Here is a 19749-nt window from a genome sequence, read left to right on the forward strand (position 1 = left end):
ACACCATTTCCAATTGGTGTTAACGCAACCAGTTGCGTAACTTGGTGGCCAGCAACTCGGTATCCGAGAGGGAGGCGCGCTTTTGCAACAGGTCTGACAGCACGTCGGGTCGGTCAGTGATGATGTTATCCACACCCATATCGATGAATCGGGACATCGCCGCCGGCTGGTTTACCGTCCACACGTGCAGTTCATTACCGCTGCGATGCGCCCGGGCCACCGCCGCTGGCGTGGCGCGATTCATGCGCAGCCCGAGTACATCGTAGTTGTCCTCCCAGAGCGGCCCGACCACGAACTGCGCCAGCAAGGTGGTTTTCAGGCCGGGCTCAAGCCGTTTTACCTCTTGCAGCGTTGACCAGTCAGCGGCGGCCACCATGGTGCCGTCCACAAAGTCCTGCTGGTGCAGCAGGTCAACGACTGCCCGCGCCAGATGCGGGGTGTGGCGGTCAGGCTTCAGGTCAATGAACAGACCCGCGCGACCACGCACAGTGTCGATGGCATCGGCCAGCGTGGCAATCCGTTCATCACCGAATTGCCGGTCAAACCAGGTACCGGCGTCGAGGTCGCGGATGTCGGCAAAAGACGTCTCGCTGACTCGTTCCCGCAAGCCGAAAATTCGCTTCATGTCAGAGTCATGCCACAACACCGGCACGCCATCCGCGGTGATCTGGACGTCGATTTCGATGTAGTCGGCACCGTCTTCGATTGCTTGTTCGATGGCACTAATGGTGTTTTCCGGGGCTTTGAGCGCGCTGCCCCGGTGTGCGGTAATGGTGACCTCTTCCTGTTGCTCCAACGACCCGAGCACCAGCCACGCCTGGCCGAAAGCCAGGATGATCACCAGCGCCTCGGCGATCCATGCTTTCGGGCCGGCGTTCTCGGGCATTGGATAGCGCAGGGAGGGCTCAGGCGCGGACACGTTGTTGCCGCTGGCCCGCTGATACAGACTGACGATGAAGGCGCCATAGGCCGCCGTGCCGAAGAAAGTGACCGCGATGCCGATTAGCAGGTAGCAGGCGATGAGTATCACCACGAACGGAACCAGGACACTCGTCTGCTCCGGCAGAATGGCAAACAGAGCCGCTGCAATCTGATCGAACGCCAGGGTAACCAGAACGGGCAATAACAGTACCGCTGCGAACCCGGACGACAGTACGCCGGTGGCATGCCCTTTGTGTCCACGGGTGAGGCGGGTGCTTGCCGTCAGGGCCCGGATTGGGCTGGCCCCCTCCAGCATCAGGCAGGGCACCGACAGGATCCAGCGCAGGTACAGCGTGCCGTTGCAGAGGATGAGTCCGACCAGCGCCAGCAAGGCACTGCCGGCAAACCACCACAGCTCCGGGGGTTTCTCCAGTCGTAACAGGTAAGGGTCGAAGTCTGCCAGTAACGAGAACCAGGCGAGCCCGATAGCGACCAGAAAGGGCATGGCAACCAACAGGTGGGCGAACACCTGGATCAGGGTCAGCTGGATGAGTGCCGGAAACTTCCGCGCTGCGCCCCAGAGCGCACTCAGGGCAGTCCGGTAGTGCCGGTAGGGCGGGGAGGCCGCGATCAGGGTCATGCCCGCCTGCTGCAACAGAATCACCAGCACAGAGAGGTTGAGCGTGAGCACCGCCCAGAGGATGCCTCCCGGAGAAACCAGGAACTCCATGATGCCACCGGTGCTGATTGCGGCCCGCCCGGTCACCGGGCGCAGGGATGCCAGCGCCCAGGTAATGGCCGGGGTCAGCGCCGCCATCGCAAGCCCGGAGAAGAACAGGTAGAAAGTCAGCAGGGCCCGGCGGCGGCTGTGGAGGATATTGATTGTGCTGGTAATCAGCGTCTTCATAGGCCGCTAATGTCAGATCTCCGGGTTGGTGCTGTGGGTACGATTCATTCCTCGATCGGATCGGGCGTGGCGGCATTCTCAAACAGGGCCAGGCGCTCCTCAAGGGACAGGAAGGGCGGTTCCTCCGTTTCCCGGAAGGAGCCAAAAACCCGCCTGGGATCGAAGGACCACGAAGTGCAGCGAGTCAGCATTTCGGTGCAGGAGAGCAGCTGGCCGCTCTCGCGCAGGAAATACTTGAGCCCGGTGTAGGTGTCGGCGAGCATGATGTCGCGGGGTTGGCGATCGTCGGTGACCAGCAGGCTGCGGCCTACCATATCGCCGGCATGCTTACCGTTACCCGTGGCATCCAGAATGGTCATGGGTATATCCAGCTGGGCGGTGAGTGCCGTGGCCGGCGCGTAGCGCTCAAGATCGGCCAGATCCGGCGGGCGAACGGCGAGCACGCCGAGGTTGCTATTGAGGGGGAGCGTTTCATGATCCTCCCGCACGAATCCGCCGGACTCGTCGGACGTCAGGATCACGAGGGTATTCTCCAGGATCCCTTCGGCTTCCAGCCGGTCGAGAAACTCACCCAGGGTTTTTTCCATGACTTTCATTGCGGCGCGGCGGGCCCGTTGTGGCTCGATCAGGGCCGCTTCTGCCGATTCCATCAGCGCCTCGCCAGCCTGCGTCCCGGTGTCTTGTTCGGCTTCTTCGCCGATGTCGAACGGGTGGTGAGTGCCCACGTTCAGCAAGGTCACGAACCAGGGTGACGTGTCCCGGTTCAGTTCGGTCAACCGCCCGGTAACATCCCTGAAGTAGACGGGATCCGGTGGGCCCCAGCCTTCTGCAGTCTCGCTGGCGTCAGTCCCGTCGCTGCCCTTGGGCCCGGCTTCGCCGACGTCGTTTTCCGCAGAGACAAAACGCTCGGCGCCGGTCACATCCACAAATCCCGCCTTCGGCATGAATTCGTCTTTCTTCATGTACTCAATGGGCGCGGCCTGCCAGTACGCGGTGTGATAGCCATGATCCTTCAACTTGGAGGGGAGGCAGTCTGGTGAGGTACGTTCTTCAACGACGTCCAGCATCTTCCGGGAGGGGCGGCGGAAGTCCGGGTAGCGCCCGCACAGGATGGCGAAGGTGCCACGGTCGGTTTGACGCTCCATGCTCAGGGTGTTGCGATAAAGCCGGAAGCCCTTGTTCGCCAGTGTGTCCTCCAGATGCTCAAGCACCACGGTGGGTTGCAGGTCGTGATACTGGCTGATGCTGGGAAAGTAACCGCCGGACAGGCCCTCAATCATGATCAGCAGCACGTTCGGCTTGGTGGTGTCGGGGCGTGATGTGACCTGTTGGTGAAAAAAATTGGTTTTCGACGTCAGTGTCTCATCGGTTTCTACCGCTTCATCACCAATCGCGGTGCCAACCGGGTTGACGATGGTGCCGGGAATTTGCGCGAACACACTGGCCACGACGTTGTTGGCTGGCGTGGTCAGGCTTGGAAAAGACAGCGAGTAGACGGCAACCACAACTGCGGCGGACACAGTCAGGCTGCAAAAGCCCCGCGGAGGGTCGGGTATCAAGGCACGGTGGGCGCGGTGAAGTCCCCAGGCGAGAACGAGGTACAGCGGCAGGAGAAACAGGTACACATTGATCAGGCTTCCGGTGATGAAGGTGGGGTCCATACCTTTGCCGGCAAAAGCGAGCTGGAACAGGGTGCCGTGGGCCGTCAGATGCATGCCTGCCACATATGCGGCGCAGCCAAGCAGCAGAACCAGGGCGAAGCGGAAAGGCCCTCTGGTGATGGTGAGCAATACCGCCAGAATAAATGCCCCGGCGAGGTCGCCGCCGATGGTGCCCACCGGGCTCGGCCAGACCCCGCTCTGGAGAATGACGCCGGCACGAACCAACAGCAACCAGCCCAGTGCCAGTAACACGGTTAGTAAAAAACGACGGTCCGTCAGAACCGTGAGAAATCTCATGGTGGCGGAGTTCCTGTGTCCAATGTAATCGTACAGTATGCGCCTGTGATTTCAGGCTTCAACTGTTCCGGCGGTCCTGTCGCCTCTGTGTCCCAGAATTAATCTCGCGGAAAGGGCCGTCAGTGGTTTAATGGGGGTTTTATGAATTCCGGAGCACTGAGTGAGAACGTCCTGGGTGGGTTTGGTATTGGGTCTGGCGGCATTGTTGATGTTGGCGTCGGCGTCTGGCCGTGAGTATTCCATACAGCTGTCTTTGACCGAGCAGGAGCTGGAGTGGGTGGGCCAGCAGGTATTCCGCAACGAGTGTGCCGGTCGCCGCGAATGTCTGGTGCACTGGAACCGTGGCGAGGCGTTCCCTTCACTGGGAATCGGCCATTTCATCTGGTACCCCGAGGGCGTGAGCGGGCCGTTTGTGGAGAGCTTTCCGACGCTGATACGTCACATGCAGGACCGGTCCGCTGCCGTGCCCGAGTGGCTCAACAAGACTCCCGTGCCGGGAGCACCCTGGGCTGATCGGGCGCAATTTCTCGCCAGCGCGGACAGCAACCGAATCGAGGCGCTGCGGGCGTTTCTGGCAGACACCAAGGGCGAACAGGCGGCATTCATTGTCGGCCGGGCCCGGGAATCACTCGAGAAAATCATTGCCGCGGCCCCGTCAGCCAGGCAAGCGTCGATTCGTCAGCAATTGGAGGCGTTGAGCAAGACCCCCGGCGGCACCTACGCGGTGATTGACTACGTTAACTTCAAGGGAGAGGGGTTGAGCCCGACCGAGCGCTACGAGGGGCAGGGATGGGGGTTGTTGCAGGTGTTGCTCGCAATGTCTGACTCCGCCGATAGCCCGGTGCTGCCCCGCTTCCGGGCCGCCGCCGCGGAGGTGCTGACCCGGCGGGCGCATAATGCAGACAAGCCCATTGAGCGAGAGCGCTGGCTGCCAGGCTGGCTCAAACGGTTGGAGACCTATCGGGAGCCTGGCGAATCGGGGGGCTGATTGGCGCCCGCCCCGATTCGGCATGGCCTTCTGTGCGGCCTCCGGAGCGTTCAGAGTGGCGTCTTGTCCAGCACGGGCTCGCGGCCCGGCTCAACGCTCAGCCACCAGACATGGGTGTCCCAGTCGCCCAGCACGATACGCCTGGCGGGTTTGCCGTTCGCTTCCAGAGAATGCTCTGCCGGCCGGTGAGTGTGGCCGTGGATCAGTCGTTGTACCCCGTGATCTTCCATCACGCTCACCACCTCTTCCGGGGTGACGTCCATGATGAACTCTTCCTTGCCCTGGTTTTTGGCCATGCTGATTTCCCGTAACTGGCGGGCCATCTGCTGACGGTCTGCCAGTGGGCGCTGAAGTATCATCTGCTGCCATTGGGGGTTGCGCATGTTCTGGCGGAACTTCTGGTACTCCACATCGGCAGTGCACAGGCTGTCGCCGTGCATCAGCAGGGTGGGGGTGCCGTACAGATCCACCACCGTGGGGTCATCCAGCAGGGTGGCCCCGGCGCGGGTGCAGAAGTCTTCGCCGATCAGGAAGTCTCGGTTACCGTGCATCAGGAAAATGGCGGTGCCGCTGTCGCTGAGTGCTTTCAGGGCGCCGGCAATGGTGTCCTGGAGTGGCGTGCGTTCATCGTCTCCGATCCATGCTTCGAAGAAATCCCCCAGGATGTAGAGCTGCTCTACACCCCGGGCGCGGGTTTCCAGGAAGCCCAGAAAGGCGTCGGTGATGTCCGGGCGGGATTCTTCGAGGTGCAGATCGGAAATGAACAGCGTGGTCACACCGCGCCTCCGCCCTCGACTACCTCCGCTTTCACGATGACCACGTCTTCTGAGGGGACGTCCTGATGGCCGGCGCTCATGGTGGTGCGCACGGCACGGATCGCATTCACGGTTTCCATGCCGTTGACCACCTTGCCGAAGACGCAGTAACCCCAGCCTTCGGCATTTTTGGCGGTGTGGTCGAGGAAGCCGTTGTTTTCAACGTTGATAAAGAACTGGGCTGTGGCGGAGTGCGGATCCATGGTGCGGGCCATGGCGATGGTGCCCTGCATGTTGCTCAGGCCGTTGTCTGCCTCGTTCTGGATCGGGTCGCGGGTTTTGCGCGGCGTCATGCCGGGCTCGAAGCCGCCGCCCTGAATCATGAAGTTGCTGATAACACGGTGGAAAATCAGTCCGTCGAAGAAGCCGTCACGAACGTATTGCTCGAAATTTTTTGCGGTTTCCGGCGCTTTCTCGTAGTCCAGCTCCAGTGTGATGTCACCGTGGGAGGTTTTCAGCAGAATCATCAGGTTTTCCTGTATCAAGGGATAAGAATAGCTTGTGACACTATTGTACTGAAGAGTTTGTGCGTGTGCATGAGTTAGAGGCGCATTTGTGAGTATAATAAGCGGTTTCAGATCCACTCCCTTTTGACAGAGAACCTATGAGCGCCGAGTCAAAGAAAGCCCATAACTTTATCCAGAGCCTGATTGAAGATGCGATTGCCAAAGGCGAGCACAGCGGCCAAGTGGTGACCCGGTTCCCGCCGGAGCCGAACGGCTACCTGCACGTGGGGCACGCCAAGTCGATCTGCCTGAATTTCGGGATTGCCGGCACTTTCAGTGGCGAGTGCAATCTGCGTTTCGACGACACCAATCCCGAGAAAGAGTCGCAGGAATACATCGACGCTATCAAGCAGGACGTGGAATGGTTGGGCTACACCTGGGCGGGTGAGGTTCGCTACGCCTCGGACTACTTCGACGCCATCTACAGCTTTGCCGAAGAGCTGATTGAGAAGGGTAAGGCCTACGTGTGTGCGCTGACGGCGGACCAGATGGCCGAATACCGCGGCTCGCTCAAGGAACCCGGCAAAAACAGCCCCTACCGGGACCGCCCGGTGGAAGAGAGCCTGCAGCTGTTCCGCGACATGCGTGACGGCAAACACCAGAACGGCGAGCTGGTGTTGCGGGCGAAGATTGATATGGCGTCGCCCAATATCAATCTGCGGGATCCCATTCTTTACCGCATCCGCTACGCCGACCATCACCAAACCGGCGACAAGTGGTGCATCTACCCGATGTACGACTTCACCCATCCGATTTCCGATGCCATGGAAGGGATTACCCATTCCCTGTGCACGCTGGAATTCGAGGACCATCGCCCATTGTATGACTGGGTGCTGGACAATATTTCCGGCCCCTGCCACCCGCGGCAGATAGAATTCGCACGGCTGAATCTGAACTACACCATTACCTCCAAGCGCAAGCTCAAGCGCCTGGTGGACGAGGGGTTGGTTGATGGCTGGAACGATCCCCGCATGCCGACTATTTCCGGCATGCGTCGCCGCGGCTATACGCCGGAATCCATCCGCACATTCTGCGACATGATTGGTGTGAACAAGGCCGGCGGCACGGTGGACATGGGCATGCTGGAGCACGCCATTCGTGAGGATCTCAATACCCGGGCTCCCCGCGCCATGTGTGTGCTGCGTCCGTTGAAAGTGACCCTGACCAATTACCCGGCCGACAAGACCGAAACGCTGGTTTTGCCGGTGCATCCTCAGAACCCGGATATGGGTGAGCGTGAAGCGCCCTGGAGCCAGACCCTGTTCATTGATCGTGAGGATTTTGCTGAGGAGCCGCCTCGCAAGTGGAAACGCCTGGCGCCGGATCAGGCGGTTCGCCTCCGGGGTGGGTACGTTATGACCTGTCGTGAGGTGATCCGCGATGCCAGCGGCGAAATCGTGGAACTGAAATGCGAATACGATCCCGACACTCTCGGTGTCAACCCGGAGGGCTATAAGCCGAACGGCGTGATTCACTGGGTCTCTGCGACCGACAGCGTGGAGGCTGACATCAACCAGTACGATCGCCTGTTTACCCACGAATCGCCGGACAGCGACAAGGGCGGTGATTTCGTGGATCACATCAATCCGGAATCCCTGGTGTGTCTGACCGGTGCCCGGGTCGAGAAAAGCCTGGCGCAGCCACGCACCGACCTGCCGTATCAGTTCGAACGCGAGGGTTACTTTTTCTGCGATCGGGCGCTCACCGCCAACGCCGGCCGGCCGGTATTCAATCGCACCGTCACGCTACGGGATTCCTGGGGTAAGGGGGGCAAGTGATCCGCATCTACAACACGCTCACGCAGCGCAAGGAAGAGTTCAAGCCGATCGAGCCGGGCAAGGTCCGCATGTATGTTTGCGGCATGACCGTTTACGACTACTGCCACCTTGGACACGGCCGGGTGCTGGTGGCTTTCGATGTGATTACACGGTATCTGCGCCATAGCGGTTTTGATGTGCAATACGTGCGCAACATTACCGATATTGATGACAAGATCCTGCGCCGCGCCGATGAAAACGGAGAGGTATACTCCGCTCTGACCGACCGGATGATCCGTGCCATGCACGAGGACGAGGCGCGCCTGGGAGTGCTGTCGCCCACCGAGGAGCCCCGGGCCACCGCATTCATTGACGAGATCATTGCGATGATCCACACGCTGGTGGCCGGCGGCCACGCTTATGCGGCGGACAATGGCGATGTGTACTTTGCTGTGGAGTCCTACGAGGGCTACGGCAAGCTCAGCAAGAAAAAGCTGGAAGATCTGGTGGCCGGTGCCCGTGTCGATGTGCAGGAGGCCAAGCGCAGCCCGGCGGATTTCGCGTTGTGGAAAGCCGCCAAGCCGGGTGAAGTGAGCTGGCCATCGCCCTGGGGCGATGGTCGCCCTGGCTGGCACATCGAATGCTCGGCGATGTCGAACTGCTGTCTCGGTGAAACCTTTGATATTCACGGTGGTGGGCCGGATCTGCTGTTTCCGCATCACGAGAACGAGATTGCCCAGTCCGAGTGCGCTAACGGCAAGACCTTTGTGAATACCTGGATGCACGCCGGCGCTATTCGCGTGAACAAGGAGAAGATGTCCAAGTCGTTGGGTAATTTCTTCACCATTCGCGAGATTTTTGAGAAGTACCCGCCGGAAATTGTGCGTTATTTCCTGGTGTCCAGCCACTACCGCAGCCAGGTGGACTACTCGGAGGAGAGTCTGGAGGAGGCTGGCCGTACATTGACCAGGCTCTATCACGCCCTGCGCGGGGTGATTCCCGCCAAGGACGTGGCCCTAACCGGGCATGATCAGCGTTTCGAAGAGGTGATGAGCGACGATTTCAATACCGCCGGTGCCATTGCCGTGCTTCATGCCGTGGCGAACGACATCAACCAGCACCGGCGCGAGGGGCGCGACGAGCAGGCCCGGGAGGCCGCGGCCGTGCTGGTGCGGCTGGGTGGCGTGCTGGGCCTGCTGCAACAGGATCCGGAGGCGTTCTTCCAGGCAGACTCTGGAGGGGAGCTGTCCGCGGAGGACATCGAGGCCATGATTCAGGCCCGCGCTGACGCCCGCAAAGCCAAAAACTTCGCCGAAGGTGACCGCATCCGGGACGAACTCGCTGAGAAAGGCGTCATTCTTGACGATTCCCGTGAAGGGACGACCTGGCGCCGGGGCTGACCCCTTACGGATTTTCACGTACAATCCGGCGCTCATTTTGATAGAACAACTCTCCGGGAACAGGGGAGTCGGGAAATTAACCCACTGAGGCAGACAACGATGACAGAACGCGTACAAATCGGCGGCATTCAGGTCGCGAAGAATCTGTATGATTTCGTGAACAATGAAGCGATCCCGGGAACCGGTGTCGATGCAGATACATTCTGGGCTGAATTCGACAAGATCGTGAACGAGCTGGCGCCGCGCAACCGCGAGCTGCTGGCCAAGCGCGATGTTATTCAGGAAAAGATGGACAGCTGGAACCGTGACCACAAGGGTCAGAAGCTGGACATGGCCGAATACAAATCTTTCCTGAAAGACATCGGTTACCTGGTGGATGAGCCGGGCGAGTTCAAGATCTCCACCTCCAACGTGGATCCGGAAGTGGCCACCATGGCCGGCCCGCAGCTGGTGGTGCCGATCATGAACGCGCGCTTTGCACTGAATGCTGCCAATGCGCGCTGGGGCAGCCTGTACGACGCTTTGTACGGCACTGATGCCATTTCTGAGGAAGGTGGGGCCGACAAGGGTCGCGGCTACAACCCGGTGCGTGGCGCCAAGGTGATCGAGTGGGCCCGCAATCTGCTGGACAGCTCGGCACCGCTGGCGTCTGGCAGTCACAAGGATGCCGCGAAATACCTGATTGACGGTGGCAAGCTGGTGGTCAAGCTGCAGAACGGTGAAAGCACCGGCCTGAAAGACGAAGCCGGCTTCGTTGGCTACACCGGCGCTGCCGATGCGCCGACCGGCATTCTGTTGGTCAAGAACGGCATGCACTTCGAGATCCAGATTGATGCCAGCCACCCGATCGGTAAAGACGACGGCGCCAATGTCAAAGATGTGCTGATGGAGTCCGCCCTGACCACCATCATGGACTGCGAAGATTCGGTAGCCGCGGTTGACGCCGACGACAAGGCTCTGGCCTATCGCAACTGGCTTGGCCTGATGAAAGGTGATCTGCAGGAAACCTTCCAGAAAGGGGGTGAGCAGCTGACCCGTAAGATGAACGCGGATCGCAGCTACACCGCACCGAACGGTGGCGAGCTGAGCCTGAAAGGTCGCAGCCTGATGTTCATTCGTAACGTGGGTCACCTGATGACCAACCCGGCGGTGCTGCTGAAAGACGGCAATGAGATCCCGGAAGGGCTGATGGACGGTCTGATCACGTCGCTGATCGCCATCCACGACCTGCAAGGCAAGGGCAAGTTCCAGAACAGCACCACCGGCTCAATGTACATTGTTAAGCCGAAGATGCACGGGCCGGAAGAAGTGGCGTTCACCAACGAGTTCTTTGGTCGCGTTGAAGATGCCCTTGGCCTGCCGCGCTTCACCCTGAAAGTGGGCATCATGGACGAAGAGCGTCGCACCACGGTGAATCTGAAAGCCTGTATCCACGCTGCCAAAGACCGTGCGGTGTTCATCAACACCGGCTTCCTTGATCGCACCGGCGACGAGATTCACACCTCTATGGAACTGGGGCCATTCATTCGCAAGGGCGCTATGAAGCAGGCTACCTGGATCAATGCCTATGAGCAGTGGAACGTGGACATCGGCCTCGAAGCTGGTTTCCGTGGCGTGGCGCAGATTGGTAAAGGTATGTGGGCGATGCCGGACCTGATGGCCGGCATGCTGGACGCCAAGATTGGTCACCCGAAAGCCGGCGCCAACACCGCCTGGGTACCGTCGCCGACCGCAGCCACGCTGCACGCCAGCCATTACCACCAGGTGTCCGTAGCGGACATTCAGAAAGAGCTGGAGAGCCGCACCCGTGCCAATCTGGACGACATTCTCACCGTGCCGGTGATGGACGACCCCGCGTCTCTGTCTGCCGAGGACATTCAGCAGGAACTCGATAACAACGCCCAGGGTATCCTTGGTTACGTTGTGCGCTGGATCGATCAGGGTGTGGGTTGCTCCAAGGTGCCGGACATCAATGATGTGGGCCTGATGGAAGACCGCGCGACACTGCGGATTGCCTCTCAGTTGCTGGCCAACTGGCTGCATCACGGTGTGTGCTCCGAAGCGCAGATCATGGAGACCATGAAGCGCATGGCGGCGGTGGTCGACAAGCAGAACGCCGGTGATGCCGCCTATCGCCCGATGGCCGGGAATTTTGACGACAGTGTCGCGTTCCAGGCTGCACTGGATCTGGTGCTGAAGGGTCGCGAGCAGCCGAACGGCTACACTGAGCCACTGCTGCACGCGTACCGCCTGAAGGCGAAAGCCAAGTACGGCCAGTAAGTTTAAGGCGTCATAAAAAAAGCCCCGCTCTCGAGCGGGGCTTTTTTGTGGGAGCTACGTTCCGGTCTGGTGTCGGATTAGCGAAGCGTAATCCGACAAGCCAGCCCTCAGTCCTGATGCAGCTCGTTCGCTGCGTACAGGGTGTTCTCCAGCAAGGTCGCAATAGTCATCGGGCCCACGCCGCCAGGCACCGGCGTGATGTAGGCGGCGCGCTCGGCGGCGGTGTCGAAATCCACATCGCCTCGTAGTTTGCCGTCTTCCATCCGGTTAATGCCCACGTCAATCACGGTGGCGCCGGCTTTCACCCATTCGCCTTTCACCAGGCCCGGCTTGCCAGCGGCGGCAATCAGGATATCGGCTTCGCCGACAAACTTCTCCAGGTTAGGTGTAAAGCGATGGCAGACTGTCGTAGTGGCACCTTTCAGCAGCAGTTCCATGCTCATGGGGCGGCCCACAATATTGGAAGCGCCCACGATCACCGCGTGCTGCCCCTTGTAGGGGGTGCCAATGCTGTCCAGCAGGGTGATAACCCCCGCGGGCGTGCAGGGGCGCAGGGCGGGTTTACGCTGCATCAGGCGGCCGATGTTGTAGGGGTGGAAGCCGTCCACGTCCTTGTCCGGACGGATCTTGACCAGAATGGGGTCGGCATCCAGGTGTGAGGGCAGTGGAAGCTGGACCAGGATGCCATCCACCGCCGCATTTTCGTTCAGTTCCTCAACCAGAGCCTCGAGGGCTTCCTGCGAGGTGTCTTCAGGCAGGTCGTAAGACAGCGACAGAATGCCGGCCTGGTCGCACGCCTTACGCTTGTTGCCGACATAGACCTGGGATGCGGCATCGTTCCCCACCAGCACGACGGCCAGCCCCGGGGCTCGCAAGCCCTGTTGTCGACGGGCTTCCACGCCGTGGGCAACCTGTTGGCGAACCCGGGCAGCAATCTCTTTTCCGTTGATCAGTTTGGCGCTCATGTCTCTGTCTTGTCGTCTTGTCGGTTGGGCAAAATAAAGGGCGAGCATTGTCTCATGCTTGGACCCGAACTCCAATTGACGGCAGGTGCGACAGGGGCCGGTTCGGGGAACCAAATGGCGCGGGCGCGGTCAGCTAATCTGTTGCCGCTTCAATCAATTTCCAAATCTGTGTTGACGGCAGGGGTCGGCGCCGGTAATATGCGCGCCAACTTTGCTGAGGCACTTGTTGTTCAGTTCAGACGGGGTATAGCGCAGTCTGGTAGCGCGCCTGCTTTGGGAGCAGGATGTCGGGAGTTCGAATCTCTCTACCCCGACCACTTTCTGAATATTCAGGTGGGCGAACGGTCAAGCGCCCGTAGCTCAGCTGGATAGAGCACCCGCCTTCTAAGCGGGTGGTCGCAGGTTCGAGTCCTGCCGGGCGCGCCATTAAGCCGTTGGTTAGGTCCGCTCTGGACTCGCCGAATCAGCAAAGTTGACGTAAGCAGATGTAAATGCCGCAAGGCATGTCCCGATGTGGTGGACGTAGCTCAGTTGGTAGAGCTCAGGATTGTGACTCCTGCGGTCGAGGGTTCGAACCCCTTCGTCCACCCCACTTTTCTTTCAGATGTTGATTCCGCATGTTGATGAGTTCATCGATTGGCACGACGCGATCGAGCATTCTTCATCCTGTTGTGCGCGAGTGGCGGAACTGGTAGACGCGCTGGATTTAGGTTCCAGTGGGGCAACCCGTGAGAGTTCGAGTCTCTCCTCGCGCACCACCCCTTTCTTTTTTTCGGTTTGTCCCCATCTCTGTACCTTGTTTATCGCGATCAACGGCTTTGCGGCACCGGCGCAAGCGGCGCGAGTCGGGTGATTCTCTCGGCGGGGTAAACCGTGATAAACTACCGGCTTTTAAATTTCGGTCCTTCTGCGGGAAGCTGCCCGGAGACGGATTTTTCGGTTTAATTTCATTCACATACTGAACCTGTTATTTGAGGATCTTCCATGCAAGTGTCTGTTGAAACGACCTCCAACATCGAGCGTCGCATGACGATTGGTGTGCCCGCCCAGGAAATCGACCAGGCGGTCCAGAAGCGCCTGCAGGAAACTGCCCGCACCGTACGCCTGAATGGCTTCCGTCCGGGTAAGGTACCCATGAGCGTGGTCAAGCGTCGTTTCGGTGACAGCGTTCGTCAGGAAGTGGTTGGCGAGGCAATGCGCGACAACTACATCAAGGCGCTGCAGGAGCAGGACATCAACCCGGCGGGTTGGCCGAAGCTTGAGCCGAAAGTGATGGAAGAAGGCAAGGATCTGGAATTCGTTGCCGTTTTTGAAGTGCTGCCGGAAATCGAATTGGGTGACCTGAGCAAGATTTCAGTGGAAAAACTGACCTCTGACATCAGCGACAAGGACATCGATAACATGATCGATAACCTGCGTCGTCAGCAGGCCACCATGAAAGAAGTCAAGCGCAAGTCCAAGAACAAGGACGTGGTGACTATCGACTTCAAAGGCACCATTGACGGTGAAGAGTTCGAGGGCGGCGCGGCCGAAGGTCACCGTCTGACACTGGGTTCGGACCAGATGATTCCTGGGTTTGAAAAGGGCATTGTCGGCGGGAAGACCGGCGAAGAACTGGAAATCGAGGTGACGTTCCCCGAGGACTACCACAACGAGGATCTGGCGGGTAAGCCGGCCACGTTCGCCATCACCATTCACAAGGTTGAAGAGCCCCAGCTGCCGGAGCTCGACACCGAATTCTTCAAGAAGTTCGGTATCGAGGCAGACGACGAAGCAGCCTTCCGTGAAGAAGTGAAGAAGAACATGGAGCGTGAGCTGAAGCAGGCGATTTCCACCAAGGTCAAGAACGACGTGGTTGACGGCCTTCTGGAAGCGACCGAGCTTGATATTCCCGCGGCACTGGTGGATCAGGAAATTGATCGCCTGCGTCAGGACGCGGTTCAGCGTTTCGGTGGGCAGGTGGATTTCCAGCAGTTGCCGAAGGAAATCTTTGAAGATCAGGCCAAGCGTCGTGTGAAAACGGGCCTGTTGTTCCAGGAAGTAGTCAAGAAGAATGACCTGAAAGCGGATCAGGCCAAGGTTGACGAAAAGATCCAGGAAATTGCGTCAACGTATGAACAGCCTGAGGACGTGGTTGCCCATTTCAACAGCAGCCCCGAGCAGAAGTCTCAGATCGAGTCCTCCGTGCTGGAAGACCAGGTTGTGGATTACGTGCTTGAGCAGGCCAAAGTGAAAGAGAAGAAGGTCAAGTACGAAGAAGCCATTCAGGCCGGTCAGCCCCAGCGCTGATCTTGTCAGGAGTCGGAAAGGCTCCTGTTGGCCGAAAAGGGAAAACAGCCGGCATGTCCGGCTGTTTTCATCTTGGCCCCGTGGTGGCAGAGTATAGGGTGTATAAGACTGATAACGCAGTGGCCAGAGGCCACGCCCCAATGTCCAGAAGGAGTTCAGGCGCATCATGATGCAAAAACCGATTGATGGTCCCGCAATGGTAACCAGTTCCGGTCTGGTTCCGATCGTTATTGAGCAAACCGCTCGCGGTGAGCGTTCCTTTGATATCTACTCCCGGTTGCTCAAGGAGCGGGTGATCTTCATGGTGGGCCAGGTTGAGGACCACATGGCCAACCTGATTGTTGCGCAGCTTCTGTTTCTCGAGTCCGAGAATCCGGACAAGGATATCCATCTTTACATCAACAGCCCCGGCGGTTCGGTTACGGCCGGCATGTCCATCTACGACACCATGCAGTTTATCAAGCCGGACGTGGCCACGTTGTGCGTCGGTCAGGCGGCGAGCATGGGGGCGTTTCTGTTGGCAGGTGGTGCAGAGGGCAAGCGCGCGTGTCTGCCCAATTCGCGGGTAATGATTCACCAGCCGTTGGGCGGTTACCAGGGACAGGCCACGGACATTGAAATTCACACCCGTGAAATTCTCAAGATCCGCCACACCCTGAATTCCATCCTTGCCCATCATACCGGTCAGGATCTGGAGACCATCTCAAAGGATACGGATCGCGATAACTTCATGGATCCGCAGCAGGCCAAAGACTACGGCCTGATTGATTCTATACTTGATAAGCGCGTACCGAATAAATAATACTGAAGGTAATCGCATCATCCTTGGCCGGCGTATCAGCCAGTAACGCCGGCAAACCAAGATCAGAGGTATTTCAATGGCAGATGAAAGAAACGGCAGGGGCGACGATAACGGCAAGTTGCTCTACTGCTCGTTTTGTGGAAAGAGCCAGCATGAAGTCCGTAAGCTCATTGCAGGGCCCTCGGTGTTCATCTGCGACGAGTGCGTCGACCTGTGCAACGACATTATCCGTGAAGAGATTCAGGAGAATGCGCAGGAAGAAGCCAGCGACCGTCTTCCCACTCCCGCTGAAATTCGCGATACGCTCGATGAGTACGTCATTGGCCAGGATCGCGCCAAAGTCGTACTGTCGGTGGCGGTCTACAACCACTACAAGCGGTTGCGCTATGGTGAGGGCAAGGCCGAGGTCGAACTGGGCAAGAGCAACATCCTGCTGATCGGTCCGACCGGTAGCGGTAAGACTCTTCTGGCTGAAACCCTGGCGCGCATGCTGAACGTACCGTTTACCATTGCCGATGCCACCACCCTGACTGAAGCCGGTTACGTGGGCGAAGATGTTGAAAACATCATCCAGAAACTGTTGCAGAAGTGCGATTACGACGTCGACAAGGCCCAGCGAGGCATTGTTTACATCGATGAAATCGACAAGATTTCACGCAAGTCGGACAACCCCTCGATTACCCGGGACGTGTCTGGCGAAGGGGTGCAGCAGGCCCTGCTGAAGCTGATCGAGGGCACGGTAGCCTCGGTTCCGCCCCAGGGCGGCCGCAAGCACCCGCAGCAGGAGTTTCTGCAGGTGGATACCGGCAACATGCTGTTCATCTGTGGTGGTGCCTTCGCCGGTCTCGACAAGGTGATTCAGGAGCGCTCCGAGCGCAGCAGCATCGGCTTCTCCGCATCGGTGAAAAGCCCGGATGACACCAAGAACACCGGCGACATCATCAAGGATGTCGAGACCGAGGACCTGGTGAAGTATGGCCTGATCCCCGAGTTCGTGGGTCGTCTGCCGGTTGTGGCAACGCTGACCGAGCTGGATGAGGAAGCGTTGATACAGATTCTCACCGAACCCAAGAACGCTCTGACCAAGCAGTATCAGAAGCTGTTCGATATGGAAGGTGTGGAGCTGGATTTCCGTGAAGAGGCGCTGAGGGCGGTTGCCCGCAAGGCGATGGAGCGGAAAACCGGGGCCCGGGGGCTGCGCTCCATCATGGAAGCCACCCTCCTGGATACCATGTATCAGATTCCCTCCGAGCACGACGTCACCAAGGTGGTGATCGACGAGAGCGTGATCAGCGGCGATTCCGAGCCGTTCAAGATCTACGCCAGCAGCGACCACGCCAAGGCGGTTCCGGAGGACTGAGTCGTTCCGGGAGGATTGTGACGTATAAAAAAGGGCGGCAACGCCCTTTTTTATTGTTCTGTAAACCGCGTTTCCCCGCCTGTTTCATTTGGTAAAAAGATTGCAATTTTCGCTGTCGCCCCAATGATGGGTGATATGCTGAAAGAAACGTCGTCAGAGGATTCCTTATGACCCGGATACCTGAAGAGTCTGTGCACGAATACCCGTTGCTCCCGTTGCGAGATGTGGTGGTGTTCCCGCACATGGTCGTCCCTTTGTTCGTGGGGCGCGAAAAATCCATCCAGGCACTGGAAGCCGCAATGGAGGGCAGCAAGGAAATTCTGCTGGTCGCACAACGGGATGCCTCCACTGACGAGCCCGGCCCGGATGATGTGTTCGATATGGGCACGTTGGCGACGGTGCTGCAAATGTTGCGTTTGCCGGACGGTACTGTAAAGGTTTTGGTAGAGGGCAATGCCCGGGCCACCCTGAGCGGCATCGAGGAGGGTGACTACCTGTCGGGCAAAGCCGTGATGATGGACGAGGACACCCTGCCGGATCGCGAAGAGGACGTTTTGGTCAAAACCCTGATGGACGAGTTTGAGAAGTACGTCAAGCTGTCCAAAAAGGTACCTTCGGAGGTGTCCAACGCACTTACCGGCATTACTGATGTGGAGCGCCTCGCCGATACCATGGCGGCGCATCTGGAAATGCGGATTCCGGAAAAGCAGGAATTGCTCGAGGCGCTGGATGTGCGCAAGCGGGTGGATCTGCTGCTGGGCAAACTGGACGGCGAGATCGACCTGATCGAAGTTGAGAAACGGATCCGTGGCCGCGTCAAAAAGCAGATGGAGCGCAGTCAGCGCGAGTATTACCTGAACGAGCAGATGAAGGCTATCCAGAAGGAAATGGGTAATCTGGGTGAGGGCAACAACGACTTCGAGGAGCTTGAGCAGAAGCTTGAGGAAGCCGGCTTGCCCGAGGAAGCGCTCAAGAAAACCGAGGCCGAGCTGAACAAGCTGAAGATGATGTCGCCGATGTCCGCCGAGGCCACGGTAGTGCGCGGCTACATTGACTGGATGTTGGCCGTACCGTGGAAAAAGCGCAGCCGCGTTCGTCACGACATTGAAAAGGCTCGTGAGATCCTCGACAAGGACCACTACGGGCTTGATGAGGTCAAGAAGCGCATTCTGGAATACCTGGCTGTGCAAAGTCGGGTGAAGAAAGTGAAGGGGCCGGTATTGTGCCTGGTCGGGCCTCCCGGGGTGGGTAAGACCTCGCTCGGCCAATCCATTGCCCGCGCGACCAATCGCAAGTACACCCGTATGGCCCTCGGTGGCGTCCGTGACGAAGCGGAAATTCGTGGTCACCGCAAGACCTACATCGGTGCATTGCCCGGCAAGCTGCTGCAGAAGTTGTCCAAGGTCGGCGTGAAGAACCCGCTGTTCCTGTTCGACGAAATCGACAAGATGGGCATGGACCACCGTGGTGATCCTGCGTCTGCATTGCTGGAGGTGCTGGATCCGGAGCAGAACCATACCTTCAACGATCATTATCTCGAGGTGGACTATGATCTGTCGGACGTGATGTTCGTCTGTACCTCCAACTCCATGGACATCCCATCGGCGCTGCTGGATCGGATGGAAATCATCCGTATCCCGGGTTACACCGAGGATGAAAAGGTCAATATCGCGTTGCGCTACCTGCTGCCGAAGCAGATCAAGGCCAATGGCCTGCGCAAGGACGAACTGACGATCCCGGAAGAGACGCTGCGTGACCTGATCCGGTACTACACCCGTGAGGCCGGTGTGCGGGGTCTGGAGCGCGAGATCGCCAAGATCTGCCGCAAGGTGGTGCGCGAGCACGTTGAAAGCGGCGACAAGGCTTCGGTAACCCTGTCCCAGGAGATGCTGGAGGACTATTCCGGCGTCAAGAAGTTCAAGTATGGTCTGGCGGAAGAAACCAACCAGATCGGGCAGGTGACTGGTCTGGCCTGGACTCAGGTTGGCGGCGAGCTGCTCACCATCGAGTGTGCGCTGACCAGTGGCAAAGGGCGTGTGGTGAAAACCGGTTCACTCGGTGACGTCATGCAGGAGTCCATCCAGACCGCATTGACCGTGGTCCGGAGTCGGGCACAGGGTCTCGGGATTGCCGATGATTTCCACGAGAAACACGATCTGCACGTGCACGTACCGGAAGGCGCAACGCCGAAAGACGGTCCGAGTGCCGGTATCGGCATGTGCACCGCACTGATTTCTGCGCTGACCAAAATTCCGGTTCGGGCTGATGTGGCGATGACCGGTGAGATCACTCTGCGGGGCCGAGTGCTGCCTATCGGCGGGCTCAAGGAGAAGCTGCTGGCAGCCCATCGCGGGGGCATCAAAACCGTTGTGATCCCAGATGAAAATGTTCGTGATCTCAAGGAGATACCGGATAATATCAAGGAATCGCTGGAGATCATCCCGGCGAAATGGATCGACGAAGTGCTGGATGTGGCGCTGGCGTATCCGCCGGAACCGCGGTCGGCGGATTCGTCATCGGAAACCGGTTCCGGCAAACCCAGGGACGACGATTCCGACAGTGCGGAACGCATAAATACACATTAAACCCTTGATGAGTTGTTGACATGCCTGAGAGCCCGTTGGTATAACTGTTTCGCCGTGAAGCAGCCAATACCAAGGGCTCCCGCGCAGTAAGTGCCTATTCCGAATACCGGTTAACAACCGCAAGGAATAAAAAAACTGAAGAATGGAATTCTCTGACCGCTTATGCGATAGTCGAGAACGTCCGAGAAAAAACAATCCAACCTATAACATCTTCAA

The 19749-nt window shown here is 58.7% G+C and carries 13 protein-coding genes and 4 tRNA genes; 12 read left to right on the forward strand and 5 right to left on the reverse strand.

The genetic code is table 11. From position 1 onward, the window contains the following. Positions 1-19 precede the first annotated feature (19 nt). Both R0125_RS05685 and R0125_RS05690 read right to left on the reverse strand, forming a co-directional pair. Positions 20-1828: a glycerophosphodiester phosphodiesterase family protein gene (locus R0125_RS05685; RefSeq protein ID WP_317237468.1), complete on the reverse strand. Its 1809-nt coding sequence runs from the start codon at positions 1826-1828 to the stop codon at positions 20-22. Between the two features lie 44 nt (positions 1829-1872). Beyond that, on the reverse strand, positions 1873-3786 hold the full coding sequence (locus R0125_RS05690) for an LTA synthase family protein (protein WP_317237469.1): 1914 nt from the start codon (positions 3784-3786) through the stop codon (positions 1873-1875). 160 nt (positions 3787-3946) lie between these two features. On the opposite strand from R0125_RS05690, the gene R0125_RS05695 reads away from it, so the two are divergent. Continuing rightward, positions 3947-4774, forward strand: coding sequence for a hypothetical protein (locus R0125_RS05695; RefSeq protein ID WP_248185460.1), 828 nt, complete (start codon positions 3947-3949; stop codon positions 4772-4774). 50 nt (positions 4775-4824) lie between these two features. Here R0125_RS05695 and R0125_RS05700 read toward each other — a convergent pair whose 3' ends face one another. Both R0125_RS05700 and R0125_RS05705 read right to left on the reverse strand, forming a co-directional pair. Further along, positions 4825-5550 carry a UDP-2,3-diacylglucosamine diphosphatase gene (locus tag R0125_RS05700; RefSeq protein WP_317237470.1) on the reverse strand — a complete coding sequence of 242 codons (726 nt, stop codon included), beginning with the start codon at positions 5548-5550 and terminating at the stop codon, positions 4825-4827. After that, positions 5547-6056, reverse strand: coding sequence for a peptidylprolyl isomerase (locus R0125_RS05705; RefSeq protein WP_248185462.1), 510 nt, complete (start codon positions 6054-6056; stop codon positions 5547-5549). The genes R0125_RS05700 and R0125_RS05705 overlap by 4 nt, the downstream gene beginning before the upstream one ends. 137 nt (positions 6057-6193) lie before the next feature. On the opposite strand from R0125_RS05705, the gene R0125_RS05710 reads away from it, so the two are divergent. The 3 genes from R0125_RS05710 to R0125_RS05720 all read left to right on the forward strand — a co-directional run bounded on the left by R0125_RS05710 (position 6194) and on the right by R0125_RS05720 (position 11532). Continuing rightward, on the forward strand, positions 6194-7873 hold the full coding sequence (locus R0125_RS05710; RefSeq protein ID WP_317237471.1) for a glutamine--tRNA ligase/YqeY domain fusion protein: 1680 nt from the start codon (positions 6194-6196) through the stop codon (positions 7871-7873). After that, entirely contained in the window at positions 7870-9252 is a 1383-nt protein-coding gene (gene cysS, locus R0125_RS05715) for a cysteine--tRNA ligase (protein ID WP_317237472.1), read from the forward strand. The genes R0125_RS05710 and cysS overlap by 4 nt, the downstream gene beginning before the upstream one ends. Before the next feature lie 99 nt (positions 9253-9351). Next, entirely contained in the window at positions 9352-11532 is a 2181-nt protein-coding gene (locus tag R0125_RS05720; protein ID WP_248185465.1) for a malate synthase G, read from the forward strand. A gap of 107 nt (positions 11533-11639) precedes the next feature. On the opposite strand, the gene folD is transcribed toward R0125_RS05720, so the two are convergent. After that, positions 11640-12497, reverse strand: a complete 858-nt coding sequence (folD, locus tag R0125_RS05725; RefSeq protein ID WP_317237473.1) for a bifunctional methylenetetrahydrofolate dehydrogenase/methenyltetrahydrofolate cyclohydrolase FolD — start codon at positions 12495-12497, stop codon at positions 11640-11642. 240 nt (positions 12498-12737) lie between these two features. Here folD and R0125_RS05730 point away from each other — a divergent pair. The 8 genes from R0125_RS05730 (at position 12738) to lon (ending at position 19533) form a co-directional block, all read left to right on the forward strand. Further along, a tRNA-Pro gene (locus tag R0125_RS05730) sits at positions 12738-12814 on the forward strand. 32 nt (positions 12815-12846) lie between these two features. Beyond that, a tRNA-Arg gene (locus tag R0125_RS05735) sits at positions 12847-12923 on the forward strand. Positions 12924-13013: 90 nt separating this feature from the next. Then, positions 13014-13089: transfer RNA gene (locus tag R0125_RS05740), tRNA-His, on the forward strand. A gap of 81 nt (positions 13090-13170) precedes the next feature. Beyond that, positions 13171-13255, forward strand: a tRNA-Leu gene (locus R0125_RS05745). 226 nt (positions 13256-13481) lie between these two features. After that, positions 13482-14786: a trigger factor gene (tig, locus tag R0125_RS05750; protein ID WP_248180925.1), complete on the forward strand. Its 1305-nt coding sequence runs from the start codon at positions 13482-13484 to the stop codon at positions 14784-14786. Between the two features lie 166 nt (positions 14787-14952). Beyond that, positions 14953-15588 carry an ATP-dependent Clp endopeptidase proteolytic subunit ClpP gene (gene clpP / locus R0125_RS05755; RefSeq protein ID WP_248180926.1) on the forward strand — a complete coding sequence of 212 codons (636 nt, stop codon included), beginning with the start codon at positions 14953-14955 and terminating at the stop codon, positions 15586-15588. Positions 15589-15664: 76 nt separating this feature from the next. After that, the gene (gene clpX / locus R0125_RS05760) at positions 15665-16948 is read left to right on the forward strand and encodes an ATP-dependent Clp protease ATP-binding subunit ClpX (protein ID WP_248180927.1); all 1284 of its coding nucleotides are present in this window, start codon (positions 15665-15667) and stop codon (positions 16946-16948) included. 167 nt (positions 16949-17115) lie between these two features. Then, positions 17116-19533, forward strand: a complete 2418-nt coding sequence (lon, locus tag R0125_RS05765) for an endopeptidase La (protein ID WP_248180928.1) — start codon at positions 17116-17118, stop codon at positions 19531-19533. Positions 19534-19749: the final 216 nt, after the last annotated feature.

The organism is Marinobacter sp. M-5 (genome assembly GCF_032911545.1).
GTDB classification, from domain to species: Bacteria; Pseudomonadota; Gammaproteobacteria; order Pseudomonadales; family Oleiphilaceae; genus Marinobacter; species Marinobacter goseongensis.

Bases quoted from the DNA above. Each gene is read 5' to 3' on its own strand.
- R0125_RS05685 (WP_317237468.1), bottom strand. From the start codon at position 1,828: ATGAAGACGCTGATTACCAGCACAATCAATATCCTCCACAGCCGCCGC.
- R0125_RS05690 (WP_317237469.1), bottom strand. From the start codon at position 3,786: ATGAGATTTCTCACGGTTCTGACGGACCGTCGTTTTTTACTAACCGTG.
- R0125_RS05705 (WP_248185462.1), bottom strand. From the start codon at position 6,056: ATGATTCTGCTGAAAACCTCCCACGGTGACATCACACTGGAGCTGGAC.
- R0125_RS05710 (WP_317237471.1), top strand. From the start codon at position 6,194: ATGAGCGCCGAGTCAAAGAAAGCCCATAACTTTATCCAGAGCCTGATT.
- R0125_RS05720 (WP_248185465.1), top strand. From the start codon at position 9,352: ATGACAGAACGCGTACAAATCGGCGGCATTCAGGTCGCGAAGAATCTG.
- folD (WP_317237473.1), bottom strand. From the start codon at position 12,497: ATGAGCGCCAAACTGATCAACGGAAAAGAGATTGCTGCCCGGGTTCGC.
- tig (WP_248180925.1), top strand. From the start codon at position 13,482: ATGCAAGTGTCTGTTGAAACGACCTCCAACATCGAGCGTCGCATGACG.
- clpP (WP_248180926.1), top strand. From the start codon at position 14,953: ATGATGCAAAAACCGATTGATGGTCCCGCAATGGTAACCAGTTCCGGT.
- clpX (WP_248180927.1), top strand. From the start codon at position 15,665: ATGGCAGATGAAAGAAACGGCAGGGGCGACGATAACGGCAAGTTGCTC.
- lon (WP_248180928.1), top strand. From the start codon at position 17,116: ATGACCCGGATACCTGAAGAGTCTGTGCACGAATACCCGTTGCTCCCG.